Here is a 16,224-nt window from a genome sequence, read left to right on the forward strand (position 1 = left end):
AGTCGCACTCGCGACTGCAGACAGAAGAATCGGGCTGGGTCAAACCCGCAGTGCCAGCCGTTCCTTTCTGGGTGCAATGGAGCGGCTGGCAGAGAAGCTGGTGAAGAGCCGGATGCTGTGTTCCAGCAACTTCGACCAGGATCAGGCAGTCAGGGCTGGCGCTCTGTCCGCAGTATGGACCTTGAACACGGCCACCATGCCGGTCAGGCGCTGGGCCTGGTCGCTCAAAGAGACAGCGGCAGCCGTGGATTCTTCAACCAGGGCAGCATTTTGCTGCGTCATCTGATCCAGGTTGGTCACGGCCTGGTTGACCTGGCTGATACCGTCATGTTGCTCCATGGCCGAAGCACTGATCTCGCCAATCATGTCCGAGACCTTGCTCACGCTGCTGACGATTTCCTCCATCACGCGGCCCGCCTGGGAGACCTGGCTGGCGCCTTCCTGGGCGGCGTCCACGGAAGTGGTGATGAGCGCCTTGATCTCCTTGGCGGCCTCGGCGCTGCGGTGGGCCAGGGCGCGTACCTCGCCGGCGACCACGGCAAATCCTCTGCCTTGCTCGCCGGCACGGGCGGCCTCGACAGCCGCGTTGAGGGCCAGGATATTGGTCTGGAAGGCAATCGAGTCGATCACGCCGATGATGTCGGAGATGCGGTGTGCGCTATCGCTGATGCGCCCCATGCTGCTGACCACGGACTGCACCACATGGCCACCGCGCTGAGCCACCTGTGCGGCATTGCCTGCCAGGTGGTTGGCCTGACGGGCAGTGTCCGAGGCCTGGGCGACGGTGGCGGTCAGCTGCTCCATGCTGGCCGCAGTTTCCTCGAGATTGGCTGCAGTCTGCTCGGTGCGTGCGGACAGGTCGTGGTTGCCAGTGGCAATTTCGGACGAGGCGGTGCTGATGGAGTGCACGCTGGTGCGTACATCGCTCACCAGGCTGCGTAGCTGGGCCGCCATGGTCGAGACGGAGCTGAGCAGGTGGCCGAACTCGTCATGGCGGTCGTTGCCGGCGGTCACCGTGAGATCGCCCTGCGCAATGGCCTGGGTCAACTCCACGGCTTCGTTCAGAGGTTGGGTGATGGAGCGGGTGAGGGCCAGCGCCAGGCCCAGAGCGGCCGTCAGCACAAGAGCCTGTACTGCCCATGAAAGCCAGATCGCTTTTTGGTGGTCTTGCTGCAGCTGAAGGCTGGCGGCGTCGCGCTGCTGCTCCTGCAGCTTCACAAAGCTCTGCAGCGAATCGACATAGCGGGCAATGGCACCCAGATATTGCAGGCGGATGAAGTCGCGCATGGCTTCGATATCGCCGGTCAGCTTGATCTCCCGCGCCTGCTTGTTCAGCGCCAGAACTTCGGCGCGCACGGCTGCAATTTTTTGCAGAGCGGCCTTGTCGGCGTCGCTTTGAGCCAGTTTGATGACCTGCGCCTGCAGTGCCCCATTGACGGCCACGCCTTCGCTGACACGCTCGTCCATGCGCTGGGTCAGTGCTTCGTCGGTGGTCATATTGCTGGTGAGCACGCGCTCGCCCGTGGTCTCGGTCGCACCTTTCCACTGCAGGGCGAGGTTGATGCGATTGTCATAGTCGGCCAGGGTCTGCATGCCGATTTGCAGGGCCTTGGTGGACGAGTGCTGGTTCCACAGCGAGACGGCCAGCATCATGGTCAGAAGCCCGCCCAAAGTGCACCACAGCTTGGTGGATACACGCCATTGATTGAATTGCATTGGCTGAAAATTTGCAAAAGCACTGCCCGGCCGGAGCGAACTGGTGGTCTGCGGCAAGACCGGGCAGCGTGGTTAGCGTAGAGGAAGAAGCAGCTGTGCCTGCAGGCAGCAGCACATGTCCAAGAGTCTGGCGGCAGGCACCAGGAGCTGGATTTATTATGTATCGACATAATGAGTGCAGCCTTGAGGATTTTCTCTGCTGCGACCATGAAAAAGGCCTGCTGACGCAGGCCCTTGGAGCGAGTGAGTGCGTTGGAATCAGCGCTTTTTGTTGCCCAGAATGCCGCCCAGCACGCCGCGCAGAATCTCCTTGCCCAGGCTGTTGCCCACGGTGCGCACCGTGGACTTGGCCATGGTCTGCACCAGACCGTCGTGCTGGCCGCCGCGCGGGCCGGTACGCCCGAACAGCAGCTCCTTGAGCCCGTCCATCATGGAGTCGGTGGCGCTGGCTTGCTGGGCTGAGTCTGCCGCTCCGGCCGCGACAGGGGCGTCGCCGGGCTTGACAGGCGTTGCGCTCGCTGTGCGGTCGCGCAATATCTCGAAGGCCGATTCGCGGTCCACGGCTTTTTCATAGACGCCAGCGACCAGGGAACCATCGATCAGGGCCTTGCGCTGCTCGGCCGTGATGGGGCCGAGCTGGCTGCCAGGCGGAATCACGAACACGCGCTCGGTCACGCTGGGGCGGCCTTTGTCGTCAAGGAAGCTGACCAGGGCCTCGCCCACGGCCAGCTCGGTGATGGCAGCGGCAATATCCAGGCCCGGGTTGGGGCGCATGGTGGAGGCGGCCGAGGCCACGGCCTTCTGGTCGCGTGGGGTGAACGCGCGCAAGGCATGCTGCACGCGGTTGCCCAGCTGCCCAAGCACGCTGTCGGGAACGTCCAGCGGATTCTGGGTGACGAAGTACACGCCCACGCCCTTGGAGCGAACCAGACGCACGACCAGCTCGATGCGCTCGATCAGCACCTTGGGCGCATCGTTGAACAGCAGGTGGGCCTCGTCGAAGAAAAACACCAGCTTGGGCTTCTCGGGGTCGCCGATCTCCGGCAACTGCTCGAACAGCTCGGACAGAAGCCAGAGCAAAAAAGTCGAGTACAGACGCGGCGCGTTCATCAGCTTGTCCGCCGCCAGCACGTTGATCACGCCCATGCCGTTGGCGTCGGTCTGCATCAGATCGTTGATGTCGAGCATGGGCTCGCCAAAGAACTTGTCGCCGCCTTGGCTTTCAATGCCCAGCAGTCCGCGCTGTATGGCGCCCACACTGGCCGAGCTGATGTTGCCGTACTGGGTGGTGAACTGCTTGGCGTTGTCGCCCACAAAGTTCAGCATGGCGCGCAGATCCTTGAGATCCAGCAGCAGCATGCCGTTGTCGTCGGCAATCTTGAACACCAGATTGAGCACGCCCATCTGGGTTTCGTTCAGATTCAGCATGCGGCCGATCAGCAGCGGGCCCATGTCCGAGATGGTGGCGCGCACGGGATGGCCCTGCTCGCCGAACACATCCCACAGCGTGGCGGGGCAGGCCAGGGGCTGGGGCAGGTCCAGGCCGCGATCCTTGAGCGATGCGGCCAGCTTGCCTTCGATCTTGCCGGCCTGGCTGATGCCGCTGAGATCTCCTTTGACGTCGGCCATGAAGACCGGCACGCCGATTTGCGAGAAGCTTTCGGCCAGTTTTTGTAGCGTGACCGTCTTGCCGGTGCCGGTGGCGCCTGTAATCAGGCCATGCCGATTGGCCAGTCCGGGCAGCAGGACACATTCTGTGGCAGAGTGCTGGGCAATCAAAAGGGGTGAAGCCATTTCGGGTTTCCTCTGGGGGGGCATGCAGTCAAAAGTAAAATCGCTCCCGCTAGGTTAAATCAAATATCAAAGGATTCCCTGTGGCAGGACACAGCAAATGGGCCAACATTCAGCACCGCAAGGGTCGCCAGGATGAAAAACGTGGCCGCATCTGGACGCGCATCATTCGTGAAATCATGGTTGCCGCCCGCCAAGGCGGCGGCGATCTGAGTGCCAATCCACGTCTGCGTCTGGCAGTGGACAAGGCCAAGGCCGCCAATATGCCGGCCGACAATATCAAGCGCAATATCGACAAGGCCACGGGCAACCTCGACGGCGTGACCTATGAGGAAATCCGTTACGAAGGCTATGGCATCGGCGGCGCGGCCATCATTGTGGACACAATGACGGACAATCGTGTACGTACGGTGGCCGATGTTCGCCATGCATTCAGCAAGTACGGTGGCAATATGGGCACCGAAGGCTCGGTGGCCTTCCAGTTCAAGCACGTGGGTCAGATCATGTTCGCCCCCGGCACAGACGAAGAAAAAGTCATGGAGATCGCTCTGGAGGCTGGCGCCGACGATGTGATCACCGATGACGAAGGTGGCATCGAGGTGCTGACGGCCCCCGGCGACTTTGAAGCCGTGCGTGATGTACTGCAGGCCGCCGGCTTTACCGCCGACATGGCCGAGGTGACCATGCGCCCCGAAAATACAATCGCTCTCGAAGGCGATGATGCAGCTCGCATGCAGAAGCTGCTGGACATGATTGAAGACTTGGATGACGTTCAGGACGTCTACCACAACGCAGAACTATGAAAATTCTTGTGATTGGCGGCGGTGGCCGTGAGCACGCTCTGGCGTGGAAGTTGGCCGAATCGCCCAAGGCGACCAAGGTCTATGTGGCTCCCGGTAACGGTGGCACTGCCCTGGCTGGCGGCAAGCTGGAGAACCTCAACATCACCGATGTGAAGGCTCTGCGCGAATGGGCCCAGGCCGAAAAAATTGTCGTGACCGTGGTTGGGCCCGAGGCTCCGCTGGCGTCCGGCGTGGTCGATGAGTTCCGTGCCCACGGACTCAAGGTCTTTGGCCCGACCAAGGCTGCAGCGCAGCTGGAGTCCTCCAAGGCCTTCTCCAAGGACTTCATGGCGCGCCACAGCATCCCCACGGCGCAATATGAAACCTTCACCGACGCCGTCGCGGCCCACGCCTATGTGGATCGCCTGGGCGCTCCCATCGTCATCAAGGCCGACGGCCTGGCTGCCGGCAAGGGGGTGGTGGTGGCCATGTCGCTGCATGAAGCCCACGATGCCGTGGACTTCATGCTGGTGGACAACAAGTACGGTGTCCAGCACAACGAAGGCGGTGCACGCGTCGTGATCGAGGAGTTCCTCGAAGGCGAGGAAGCCAGCTTCATCGTGCTGTGCGACGGCAAGAACGTGCTGGCGCTGGCGACCAGCCAGGATCACAAGCGTCTCAAGGATGGCGACCAGGGCCCCAATACCGGCGGCATGGGCGCTTATTCGCCTGCGCCCGTGGTGACGGCCGATGTGCATGCCCGCGCCATGCGCGAGATCATCCTGCCCACCATCCGTGGCATGGAAAAAGACGGCGTGCCCTACACCGGCTTCCTGTATGCAGGTCTGATGATCGACAAGGCCGGGCATCTCAAGACGCTGGAGTTTAACTGCCGCATGGGCGATCCGGAAACCCAGCCCATCATGATGCGTCTGAAGAGTGATCTGGTGGACGTGATGGTGGCAGCCTGCGAAGGCAAGCTGGATCAGCTGGAGCTGCAGTGGGACCGTCGTACCGCACTGGGCGTGGTCATGGCTGCCGCCGGCTACCCCGAAAACCCGCGCAAGGGCGATGCCATCACAGGGCTGCCCGCCGCAGCCGACGATGCCATGGTCTTCCATGCCGGCACCCAGCTGGGCGATGACGGACAGCCCGTGACCAGCGGTGGTCGCGTGCTGTGTGTGACCGTGCTGGCCGACAGTGTCAAGCAGGCGCAGCAGAAGGTGTATGACGTGGCACGTGGCATCCATTTCGATGGAGCCCAGTATCGCCGCGACATCGGCTTCCGCGCCGTCAAGAAAGCCGACTGATGATCCAGGCATCCTCATCTTCTGTGGCTGATCAGCTGCCTGCGGCCGAGGTGCGTGAGTACCTGATGGGTCTGCAGACCCGTATCACCGAGGCGCTGGAAGCGATCGAAGGCGAGGGTGGTGCGCGTTTTCTGGCAGACGCCTGGCACAAGGAGCCGGGCGAAAAGCTGCAAGGCAACGGCGTCACCAAGATCATGGAGGGCGGGCGCGTGTTCGAGCGTGCAGGCTGCGGTTTCTCGCATGTGCGCGGGCCGCAGCTGCCGCCTTCGGCCACACAGCACCGGCCCGAGCTGGCGGGTGCGCCGTTCGAGGCCATGGGCGTGTCGCTGGTATTTCACCCGCGCAATCCCCTGGTACCCACGGTGCACATGAATGTGCGCATGATCTCGGCCGGCCATGAGGGGCAGTCCAAGACCTGCTGGTTTGGCGGCGGCATGGATTTGACGCCAGTCTATGGCTTTGAAGAAGATGCCGTGCATTTCCATCAGGCCTGCCACGATGCGCTGGCACCATTTGGCGAGCCGCTGTACCCGCGTTTCAAGCAATGGTGTGACGAGTACTTCTTTCTCAAGCATCGCAACGAGCAGCGCGGCATCGGCGGTATCTTCTTCGATGATTTCAGTGAATTGGGTCAGCAGCAGAGCTTTGCCATGCTGCGCTCGGTGGGCGATGCCTTTCTGAAGGCCTATCTGCCCATCGTGGAGCGACGCAAGAATTTGCCTTACACCCAGCAGCAGGTGGACTTTCAGCGATACCGCCGTGGGCGCTATGTGGAGTTCAATCTGGTCTGGGACCGCGGCACGCATTTCGGCCTGCAGTCCGGCGGCCGTACCGAATCCATTTTGCTGTCCATGCCGCCCCATGCGGACTGGAGCTATCAGCGCGAGGATGCACCGGGTACCCCTGAGCGTGATTTGCTGGATAAATTCCTGATTCGCCGCGACTGGCTGTAATCAGTCTGTTTCCTTGCCGGCAGCGCATAAAGCCCTGTCAGCAAGGAAATTTTTTGAAAACTATAATTTCCATAGCTGGATGCGCGCTATCGACTGGCGCGTCAACCTTTTTCAATGCGTGAAGAGCACAGGTCTTAGGGGCCTGAACGCAGACGCTAACCCAGCCCTGATACGGGTGTGGCGCAGCACACGCTATATTGATCCCATCATTTACTGATTCCATCGCCTGATGACCACCTCCACCAAATCGGATTCCGCAGCCAAGCGCGACGTCACCAAACTCCAGCGAGCCATTGTTGACGGCCTCGAAGACGTCAAGGCCCCCGACATCCAGGTGTTCAACACCGAAGCACTGTCGCCGCTGTTCGAGCGCGTGATCGTGGCCTCGGGTACTTCCAACCGCCAGACCAAGGCACTTGCCTCCAGCGTGCGTGAAGCCGTCAAGGAAGCAGGGTTTCCCGTGCCCCGCCAGGAAGGTGAGCAAAACGGTGAATGGATCATCGTGGACTGCGGCTCGGTGGTCTGCCACATCATGCAGCCGGCCATCCGCCAGTACTACCGCCTGGAAGAAATCTGGGGCGAGACACCGGTGCGTATGAAGATCGGTGCCGCCAAGCCCAAGCCCGCCGAAGTGGCCGCCAAGAAGCTGGCTGCCAAGCTGGCCGTGGAAAAGGCTGCTGCGGAAAACACCGTGGTCGCGAAAAAGCCTGCCGCCAAGAAGGCTGCGGCCAAGAAGCCTGCCACCAAGACGACTGCCGGTGCCAAGCCTGCAGCCAAGAAGTCTGCTGCCAAGTCCGCCGCTGCCAAGACGGTCAAGACCGTGATCGTCAAGCCCAGCACGCCCCGTACTGCCAAGCCGGTTGCGGCCAAACCCGCAGCCAAGCGTGCTCCCCGCGCCAAGGCCTAAATGAAGTTGACCATCGTGGCTGTAGGCCTGCATGTGCCCGATTGGGCGCAGACGGCCTACGACGATTACGCCAAGCGCTTTCCACCCGAACTCAAGGTCGAACTCAAGGCCGTCAAGACCGAGCCGCGCGGCTCCAAGACGCTGGAGACCTTGTATGCGGCAGAGCGCAAGCGTATCGAAGCCGCCATTCCCAGAGGCACCCGCATCGTGGTCCTCGACGAGCGCGGAACCAATCTGACCACCAAGGCGCTGGCCCAGCGTCTCAAGGGCTGGCAGCTAGAGAGCGATGATGTGGCCCTGGTCATCGGCGGACCCGACGGGCTGGACCCCGAGTTCAAGGCCTCGGCACATGAGCGCATCCGTCTCTCCGACCTGACCCTGCCGCATGCCATGGTGCGCGTGCTGCTGATCGAGCAGCTCTACCGCGCCTGGTCGGTCAATGCCGGCCATCCCTACCACCGCGAATAAGCGCTTGTGATCGGACTCTGCGTGCAATTTCGCGCAGTGCGTGATACTATGATTTTGATAGCCTGTTGCGCTTTATATATGGGCGCTAGAGGCCATTTTTAATCAAAATCATGGCGCCATTTCTCTATCTTGCATCCCAAAGTCCCCGCCGTCGTCAGCTGCTGGAGCAGTTGGGCGTAGCGCATGAGTTGCTGCTGCCCAATGCAGCCGGCGATATCGCCGAGGATGCCGAGGCCATAGAGGTCGAGCTGGCCGGGGAAGATCCCCATGACTATGTGCAGCGCGTGACGGCCGGCAAGCTCGATGCGGCCGTGGCTCGCCATGCGCGGCGCGGTCTGCCGGCAGCGCCCATTCTGTGCTCCGACACCACCGTGGCACTGGGCAAGCAGATTCTGGGCAAGCCCGCCGATGCCGAAGACGCGCGACGCATCCTGCGTCTGCTCTCCGGGGCCGAACATGAGGTGCTGACCGCCGTGGCGCTGCAAAGCGGCGGGCGGCGTCTGCAGGCGCTGTCGGTATCCACCGTGCGCTTCGCGCCCATGACCGAGGCACAGATCGATGCCTATGTGGTCACGGGCGAGCCCATGGGCAAGGCCGGTGCCTATGGCATACAGGGCAGGGCGGCCGCGCATATTGCGCAGATCTGCGGCAGCTATTCAGCCATCATGGGCCTGCCCGTATACGAAACTGCCGAGCTTTTGCGCCAGCTGGGCTGGCCGCTCTGAATCTTTGGCGCAATCGACACTCTGTTCTTGAGGCTTGCCCAAGGGAAGGTCTGCATGGCAGCTGTCTTGCGCCAGCCATGCGCGCGTCGCACACTGGGCGCAGCAAAAGCCAAGACATATCAAGAAAGAACGACAGTCAATGCAGCAAGATATTCTGATCAACTGGTCGCCGCAGGAAACGCGGGTGGCGATTGTCGAGAATGGTGCCGTGCAGGAGCTGCACATGGAGCGCCCGCTGGAGCGGGGGCTCGTCGGCAACATCTATCTGGGCAAGGTCTCGCGCGTGCTGCCCGGCATGCAGTCCGCCTTCATCGATATCGGTCTGGAGCGTGCGGCCTTTTTGCACGTGGCCGATGTCTGGCAGCGCCAGGAAAGCGGCGAAGCTCCGATGTTTGCGCGCAAGGACCAGCCGCTGACACCCATCGAAAAGCAGGTGTTCGAAGGCCAGTCCATCATGGTGCAGGTCATCAAGGACCCCATAGGCACCAAGGGCGCGCGTCTGTCCACGCAGATCAGCATTGCAGGGCGCCTGCTGGTGTTTCTGCCGCAGGACGACCATATCGGCATCTCCCAGAAAATCCCCCAGAACGAGCGCGACGCCTTGCGGGCCCGTCTGCAGGAGCTGGTCGGCACCAAGGACGGCGGCGGGGGCGGCGGATTCATTCTGCGCACCAATGGCGAGGAATCCAGCGATGCCGAGCTGGCCGATGACATCCGCTATCTGCGCAAGACCTGGGCGCGCATCAAGGATGCCGCGCAGAAGCTGCCCGTGATGTCGGTGCTGCATCAGGACCTGAACCTGCTGCAGCGTGTGCTGCGGGATCTGGTCGGCGAGAACACCCAGAGCATCCGCATCGATTCGCGCGAGCAGTTTGCGCTGCTCAAGAGCTTTGGCCAGGAATACATGCCGGCGGCAGTGCCCAAGCTGGCGCTGTACAAGGGCGAGCGGCCGATTTTCGACCTCTACAACATTGACGAGGAAATCGCGCGTGCGCTGGGGCGGCGTGTGGATCTGAAGTCGGGCGGCTATCTGATCGTCGATCAGACCGAAGCCCTGACCACCATCGATGTCAACACGGGGGGCTATGTCGGCGCGCGCAATTTTGACGACACCATCTTCAAGACCAACCTGGAAGCGGCGCACGCCATTGCGCGTCAGTTGCGGCTGCGCAATCTGGGTGGCATCGTCATCGTGGACTTCATCGACATGGTGCGCGAGGAGCATCAGGGCGAGGTGCTCTCCGAATTCCGCCGCCAGCTGGCACGTGACCGCGTCAAGACCATGGCCGGCGGCTTCTCGCAGCTGGGCCTGCTGGAGATGACGCGCAAGCGTACTCGCGAGTCGCTGGCCCATATGCTGTGCGAGCCCTGTGCCGCCTGCTCCGGCAAGGGCAACGTCAAGACCGCGCGCAGCATCTGCTACGAGGTTCTGCGTGAAATCCTGCGCGAAGCGCGCCAGTTCAATCCCCATGAGTTCCGCATCGTGGCGTCCCCCAAGGTGGTGGAGATGTTTCTCGACGAGGAAAGCCAGCATCTGGCCAGCCTCTCCGACTTCATCGGCAAGCCGATCTCCCTGCAGGCCGAGACTGCGATGGCGCAGGAGCAATATGACATTGTTCTACTTTGAGTGGCGGAGTCAACCGGTCAATGCAACACATGCGCTGGACATCTCAGCGGCTGTACGGAAGCCGAGCGTCTTGCGCGACCTCTCGTTTAATTGTCTCGCTATCGCGTCGAGTTGATGGTGGGACAGCCCCGATAGGTTCATGCCCTTGGGCATGTACTGCCTGAGCCACCCATTCATGTTCTCATTGCTCGCACGCTGCCATGGGCTTTGCGGGTCGCAGAAGTAAACTTGGATGTCCGTAGCCAGGGTGAATTGCTTGTGCGCATGCATCTCTGTACCCCGGTCCCAGGTCAGAGATTGGTAGAGTTCCTGTGGCAGTTTGCGAGCATGCTTAATGAGCGCGTTGACGACTGTCTGCGAGTCTTTGCCATCGCATCACGTACCGCGTTTGAAGCTCGACCAAGGTTGTTGCCACTTCCAAAGACCAGATCGCCTTCCCAATGCCCAGGCACAGCTCGGTCTTCAGCGCACGCCGGGCGCTCACGGATCGATGACGGCATCGGCGATCTGACCATGGATGGCCGTCTTCTGCGTGTAGTGCCGTGAGCGGCGCATTCCGCAGGTGCGTCTGAGGTGTTCCAACAGTTCTTTCTTCAAGGCGCCATGCGCTTGAATGAACAGACTGCGGTAGATGGTTTCGTGTGACACGTGGCGGCTCTCGTCGCAAGGATAAGTCTGCTTGAGCCAACCAGTAATCTACTGCGTCGACCACAGCACCCGTAACTTGTGGGCCACGGTTTGGACCAATGCGCGGTTCATAACGAGTTTGCAGCATTTGGACGCCTCGCTCGGTCCCAGGCAGCTGCATCTGCCTGGTTCGCACGATAGCTGTAGTGCCCACCATTGCGCTTGATCTCCCGGCTGATTGTCGATGGTGCTCGTCCCAGTCGTGCAGCGATGGCCCGAATCGATGCCCCCGCTGCGATGGCTCGCGAGATCTCTTCTCGTTCGGCCAGCGTCAATGCGGTTGCGGCCCGTGCTGTTGGGCGGGACGGATTCCACCTGTCTCGGCCAGGATTCGATGGATCGAAGAGTGGGCGCGATAAAAGAACTTGCCGATCTCATGCAACGTCCAGCCATGCTTCCAGCGCTCCCACATCAGCGCCTTCTGGCTGTCCGAATAGTAGATTCTGGGTCGCTGCTTCATTTGCAACACAATGACCGCCTCTGGCGGAAGGAGTGCTTACATGAAGCAAAGACCGCGGATTTATTTCACAGAATCGCAGATGTCGCTGATGTGGGAACGGCTGGAAAGCCGGCGATACCTTGCACGAGATCGACAAGCTATTTGATCGACTGCACACCTCCATTCATACCATTCTGAGTGCCACGGGGGTATCCCGCCAATGGTCCAGCATCTGTATCGCAGGGCACTGACGCTGGCCGAGCTTGAAGAAACTTCCAGGGCGTTGGCCGCAGGTGAGTCAATACGCTGCGTGGCCGCTCGTTTTAAAAGGGCGGTATCCACCGTCAGTCGCGAAATCCAACGCAACGGGGGCAAGACGTGGTTAACGTGCGGCGAATGCCGGCAAAGCGGCTTGGGAGCGAGCACTGCGGCCCAACCTGACACATAGAATGTGTACTTGATCTTTTGAGCTTAAATTTTGTGCAAAAACAATTCAATTTGTATATGTGTTGAAAGGCTTTACTGCTCCGCTTTTTGTATAGGAGCGGGAGACTGCGGTGCGCGAAAAGGAAGCCCAAAAATCCACTCTTCATAGGTCCGCGCATTCTCGAAATGTGCATGCGCAGCATCAAAGTCATTGGTCTTCAGCGGCGCGGCTGCTGAAAGGCTGTGAATGCCCACGATTTGGCCGGCCTCGTTTTGAACGAGGCCCCATTCCGTCTTTCCAGTAATGGGATCTGGATAGAGCTTCCGGAGGTGCCGTCGGATGCCCGGTGACCGTGGATCGCGTACCAGATCTGACAGCTGTTCTGGGCCTGTGGCTCCGATAACGCCAATCGGCAGATTAGCGCCCACCGCTGGTGCCTGCATTCCCGAGTAGCTGTAGAGTGCAGCTTCAAATTCGCGCCCGATCAAGAGCAGCTCCTGCTCTGCTTGCCTACGACTGTAGGCATCACCTCGCGAGATACTGTACGCGCTGACATAGCCCAGCACCGCCACGACAACGAGCAGAAAGACATAGCCGAAGCCGCGTTCACCAGTCCGCATACGCCTGCCCATTGCGTGCAGTTCCACTCGCGCCGCTTCGCACACTGAAAACCTCTCCTGTTTCGCCTTCGGGCACTTCCACGATCACCCAGGTCGAATCCGATTCGGTCATTGGATCCACAGGCAGGGCGCGTAGGTAGCGCTGCGTAACCAGCTCGTCAAGGTTCTCTGGGTATCGGCCTTTGTCGCCCCTGAAGTCGTCGATCACCGATCGCACCACGCGCAGGTTCTCCCGCAGGACGGCCTCTTTGCTGTCGTCGATGCGCAGGCTGTATCGAGGGTATACCATCAGAGTGAGGGTGGCCACGATGGCGAGCGTTACCATGAGCTCAATCAGGGTGAAGCCGGCGAGGTGGTATTGCATTTGCTTGCGATCCATGGTCACCATTCCCGGAGGGGTACCCCGTTGAGGCCTGTGACGACAGAGGATGTGTAGACGTCATAGACGTCGTCTCCAGGCTCTGGTGCATCCGGTTCGCTTGCGTAGGAGCGAAGCTGCCAAGTCTCGCTTGCCGATGTTGTCGAGTCCGTGTGGAAGGGGTCTCGGGGAATGCGCCGTAGGAAGTAAATCTTCTCACGTTTCAGACTGCGCTTGTCCGCAACCCCTTCAGCGAGTATTTCCAGGTTGGGCGGATAGCCCGTCGCACCGGCCTTTCGATCGATGCGCCCGCCATCCGACGCGCGTTTGTAGGCATCCAGCCCTCCGCGGATCTCCCGCAAGGCCCAGCGCAGTTCGGCTTCCTTTTGCCGCTGGCTCGCGATCTGTGCGATAGGCACTACCATAGCAGCGAGCACGGCCACGATGCCCAGTGTTACTAGCAGCTCGATGAGCGTGAATCCCCGCCGGCTCCTTCGTTTGCCAAAGACATGTGCCGGGAGGCGAGAGCAGCGAGGCATCTTCAGGGCTCCACCGAGAACTCGTGTGCAGGCGGCGGCGATGTCGTCACACTGCTGCCCTTTAGGCCCACCGGCGCAATTGCCGTAATTCGCAGACTGGATTGCGCGGGGGAGGAGGCGAGGGCGCGCAGGTTGAATGTCGCCAGCACACCGGCGCCCTCCACGCCACCGTCTCCCGTGAGGGTGCCCGTCATCAGCACCTGTCCGGATGAATCCACCCTTTGTGCGAAGTTGCTCTTGCCGCCAGTACGCTTGAAGAAGTCCCCTTCAGTGACGGAGATGACCTGAAACGCTTTCGGATCGAATGCGACGGAGACAGGTAGGCTGGCAATCGGCTGCGGTGAATCGATAGCGAGCTGAACGGCAACCATGTCTCCCTTCTTGACCTTGGATGGCCCAAGCCAGCGTGCCCTGGCGGAGGTCGCTACTTTCTCGCCTGCCGAGGCCCCTGTAGTGTCCGTGACACCTGGCGATGGACTGGCTGCGGCAGGTGCCGATGGCGTTGCTGGCATAGGTACACCGGAGGCGGACTTTTTGGGGGTAGATGCGGAGCCCGGCAGTGCCGCTGGGGCAGGCGCGTACTGGCCCACAAAGGCTTCGGTGCCGGAGTCGTACTCCAGCATGGAGGCAGCCGGCTTGCGGATGTTGCGTACGATCCGAGGGGTGATCGAGAGAATGATCTCGGTCTTGGTCGCGTTGTCCAGCTGGCTGCCGAACAACCGGCCGGCCACGGGGAGGTCGCCCAAGCCTGGCACCTTGTTCGCGGAGGTCCGTTCCTCGTTGTTGATCAGCCCAGCGAGGATCTGGTTCTCACCATCCTTAAGGCGCAGAACGGTCTGGGCTGAACGTGTCCCGATCCGATAGGCAATGGAGCCCGCCTGGGTCTTGATCTGCTCCACTAGGTTACTGACCTCCAGCGAGATGCTCATCCCCACCTCGCCGTCCACGTAGACCACGGGCTCCACATCAAGCTTCAAACCAACGTCGACGTAATTGATCGACTCGGCAAGAAAGCCCGTCGCAGTCGAGGTGCTGGTGATGTTTGGCACCTTGTCGCCGATGAGGATCTTGGCCTTTTGGCGGTTCCTGACCCGGATGCGCGGATTGGCCAATACCTCGCCGTCGGTGCCTACTTTCCGGGCGTTGATGGTGGTGGCGCCAATGCTGGCGCCGATTCGACTGTCGTCGCCAGCGGCGCGCCAGAGCTCGGAAAGGGTCAGGCCAGACGTGTTTGAACCCAGCGGTGTCAGTCCGAGCTGCTCGGGCCAGCGAATACCCAGCTCCATGAGCCGGATGCGGTTTACCTCAAGAACCTCCACTTCGAGCATCACTTCCGGTTCCGCAACGTCGTGCGCAGCGACCAGCTTCTCGGCCAGCTCAATGGCTTCTGCCGTGTCACGCATGACCAGCATGTTGAGCTTCTCATCCGCCACCAGGTCCTTGGTTTTCAGGATGGTTTTGAGCGTCGCAGCGACCGTTTTCACCTCTGCATTGGAGAGGTAGAAGATGCGCACTTTCAGTGGCTGATACTCCCGCGTCTTGGCCTGGGTGCTCGGATAGATGAGCACGCTGTTGGCATCCAAGACCTGCTGCTCCAGCTGGTTGGTGAGCAGCGTCAGCTTGACTGCAGCCTCGATGGTGGAATTGCGCAGGTATATCGATGTCTTCTGGTCCAGCTTGACGTCGCGATCGAAGAGGAAATTGATCCCCGAGGTTCTGGAGATCACCTCGAACACGGACTTGAGCGGTGTGTCCTTGAACTCGATCGAAATAGGCTTGCGGTAACTCTGGCTGAGCGCCTGGCGCTGACCACCCCTCGACCCCGCCTCCAGCTTGGCAATCTCCTGTGCCAAGACAGCGGCCTCTGGGTGGTTGGGCGACTCGAGCTGCACCTGCCGCACCAACGCCCGGGCCGTGTCCCATTCCTTCTTGTCCAGTGCCAGCCTGGCCTGGTTCACCAAAGCACGGTGCTTATCCTGGACATCCAGCGCATAGAGCAGATCCGAGGCCTCCGTTGCGCTGCGTGGCACCCCCAGCGCCCTGCCGAGGGCGGCGCGTGCTTGTTCTGGCTGCCCATTCTTCAGGGCAGTCTTGGCCGCCTCCCGGTCGTCGTTTTCAACCGCATCTCGGGCGTTGTGCGTCTCCAGGCGATAGCGCGCCGAATGTGGCTCCTGGCGGCTGGCCTCTGCGAGCTTCTCGGTCGCAGCGCGGCGGTTTCCTTCCCTCGCCAGCTGCTGGCCTTCTTCGTAAGGCGTAGGAGCAGCACACCCGGAAACCGCACACGCGCACGCTATTACCCGAGCGGCGATCCACCCTCTGCGCCGATCGGTCATAAGGCGTCTCCGATCAGAAGCGTTTGCCGCTCGTTCAGCGGTACATAAATCAGTGTCATATGAGGAGGGCTGATCTTCTCGATGCGATAGTTGGCGGTCACCACTGCACCTTCGCGGGCCGTATAGGTGAAGTCGCCCTGTGACAGGTACACCTCCCACTGAGCGTCCTGCAGCTTCTTTCCCAGCACCGTGAAGGGCAAGGTGGGTGCGGTTGGCGCTGGGGGCGGGGGAGGGGCCACAGGTGGGGGAGGCGGGGGCGTCCAGGACTTCGAACCGAAGAGGTCCACACTGCCGGGCGCCGGAGTGCTTTCAGGAGAGGGGGCCAGGGCCAGGACGTCAGTGCGGGGACGCAATGCCAGCAAGGCCATGGTCGGGCTCTGCGCTTTGGCAGGGCCTGGCGCCACCTCCCGGCGCTGCGCTGGCTTGACCACATCTGCAGGAGCCTCGTCGGGAGGCGGCTGCAGGGCGAGGTAGCCCGCGACGCCAAGCAAGGGAATCCATATAAGCCAGCGGCGTTGAGGAGTGATCTTCATCATCATGTC

General features: G+C 61.2%; 14 protein-coding genes and 2 pseudogenes. 8 read left to right on the plus strand and 8 right to left on the minus strand.

Going from position 1 to position 16,224, the window contains the following annotated elements:
• Positions 1–141: 141 nt before the first annotated feature.
• Positions 142–1,716, minus strand: a complete 1,575-nt coding sequence (locus QYQ99_RS23120) for a methyl-accepting chemotaxis protein (RefSeq protein ID WP_302090189.1) — start codon at positions 1,714–1,716, stop codon at positions 142–144.
• 258 nt (positions 1,717–1,974) lie between these two features.
• Positions 1,975–3,510 (minus strand): helicase HerA-like C-terminal domain-containing protein, encoded by a 1,536-nt coding sequence (locus QYQ99_RS23125; RefSeq protein ID WP_302090190.1) that lies wholly within the window; start codon positions 3,508–3,510, stop codon positions 1,975–1,977.
• Positions 3,511–3,590: 80 nt separating this feature from the next.
• Between QYQ99_RS23125 and QYQ99_RS23130 the strand changes: the two genes are divergently transcribed.
• The 7 genes from QYQ99_RS23130 to rng all read left to right on the plus strand — a co-directional run bounded on the left by QYQ99_RS23130 (position 3,591) and on the right by rng (position 10,279).
• Entirely contained in the window at positions 3,591–4,310 is a 720-nt protein-coding gene (locus QYQ99_RS23130; protein WP_302090191.1) for a YebC/PmpR family DNA-binding transcriptional regulator, read from the plus strand.
• Complete coding sequence (gene purD, locus QYQ99_RS23135) at positions 4,307–5,599, plus strand: phosphoribosylamine--glycine ligase (protein ID WP_302090192.1); 1,293 nt, start codon at positions 4,307–4,309, stop codon at positions 5,597–5,599. The genes QYQ99_RS23130 and purD overlap by 4 nt, the downstream gene beginning before the upstream one ends.
• On the plus strand, positions 5,599–6,552 hold the full coding sequence (hemF, locus tag QYQ99_RS23140; RefSeq protein ID WP_302090193.1) for an oxygen-dependent coproporphyrinogen oxidase: 954 nt from the start codon (positions 5,599–5,601) through the stop codon (positions 6,550–6,552). Before purD ends, hemF begins: the two co-directional genes overlap by 1 nt.
• A 229-nt stretch (positions 6,553–6,781) precedes the next feature.
• Positions 6,782–7,459: a ribosome silencing factor gene (rsfS, locus tag QYQ99_RS23145; protein WP_302090194.1), complete on the plus strand. Its 678-nt coding sequence runs from the start codon at positions 6,782–6,784 to the stop codon at positions 7,457–7,459.
• Entirely contained in the window at positions 7,460–7,927 is a 468-nt protein-coding gene (gene rlmH, locus QYQ99_RS23150; RefSeq protein WP_003075623.1) for a 23S rRNA (pseudouridine(1915)-N(3))-methyltransferase RlmH, read from the plus strand. It begins immediately after the preceding gene.
• 110 nt (positions 7,928–8,037) lie between these two features.
• Positions 8,038–8,652 carry a Maf family protein gene (locus QYQ99_RS23155; protein WP_302090195.1) on the plus strand — a complete coding sequence of 205 codons (615 nt, stop codon included), beginning with the start codon at positions 8,038–8,040 and terminating at the stop codon, positions 8,650–8,652.
• Between the two features lie 139 nt (positions 8,653–8,791).
• The gene (rng, locus tag QYQ99_RS23160) at positions 8,792–10,279 is read left to right on the plus strand and encodes a ribonuclease G (RefSeq protein ID WP_302090196.1); all 1,488 of its coding nucleotides are present in this window, start codon (positions 8,792–8,794) and stop codon (positions 10,277–10,279) included.
• A gap of 9 nt (positions 10,280–10,288) precedes the next feature.
• Here rng and QYQ99_RS23165 read toward each other — a convergent pair.
• Positions 10,289–11,426 (minus strand): annotated as a pseudogene (locus QYQ99_RS23165) (IS30 family transposase).
• 40 nt (positions 11,427–11,466) lie between these two features.
• Between QYQ99_RS23165 and QYQ99_RS28515 the strand changes: the two are divergent.
• Positions 11,467–11,839: pseudogene (locus QYQ99_RS28515) on the plus strand (helix-turn-helix domain-containing protein); the annotation flags it as partial.
• 85 nt (positions 11,840–11,924) lie between these two features.
• On the opposite strand, the gene QYQ99_RS23175 reads toward QYQ99_RS28515, so the two are convergent.
• The 5 genes from QYQ99_RS23175 to QYQ99_RS23195 are packed head-to-tail and all read right to left on the minus strand — an operon-like array spanning position 11,925 to position 16,221.
• On the minus strand, positions 11,925–12,479 hold the full coding sequence (locus QYQ99_RS23175; protein ID WP_302090198.1) for a type II secretion system protein: 555 nt from the start codon (positions 12,477–12,479) through the stop codon (positions 11,925–11,927).
• Positions 12,439–12,831, minus strand: a complete 393-nt coding sequence (locus tag QYQ99_RS23180) for a type II secretion system protein (RefSeq protein WP_302090199.1) — start codon at positions 12,829–12,831, stop codon at positions 12,439–12,441. Before QYQ99_RS23180 ends, QYQ99_RS23175 begins: the two co-directional genes overlap by 41 nt.
• Before the next feature lie 2 nt (positions 12,832–12,833).
• Positions 12,834–13,349, minus strand: coding sequence for a type II secretion system protein (locus QYQ99_RS23185; RefSeq protein ID WP_302090200.1), 516 nt, complete (start codon positions 13,347–13,349; stop codon positions 12,834–12,836).
• A gap of 2 nt (positions 13,350–13,351) precedes the next feature.
• Positions 13,352–15,682, minus strand: a complete 2,331-nt coding sequence (locus tag QYQ99_RS23190) for a secretin N-terminal domain-containing protein (RefSeq protein WP_302090201.1) — start codon at positions 15,680–15,682, stop codon at positions 13,352–13,354.
• Positions 15,679–16,221, minus strand: a complete 543-nt coding sequence (locus QYQ99_RS23195; RefSeq protein WP_060710256.1) for a hypothetical protein — start codon at positions 16,219–16,221, stop codon at positions 15,679–15,681. The genes QYQ99_RS23190 and QYQ99_RS23195 overlap by 4 nt, the downstream gene beginning before the upstream one ends.
• Between the last annotated feature and the right edge of the window lie 3 nt (positions 16,222–16,224).

The sequence above is a fragment of the Comamonas testosteroni genome, assembly GCF_030505195.1.
Classification (GTDB): Bacteria; Pseudomonadota; Gammaproteobacteria; order Burkholderiales; family Burkholderiaceae_C; genus Comamonas; species Comamonas testosteroni_G.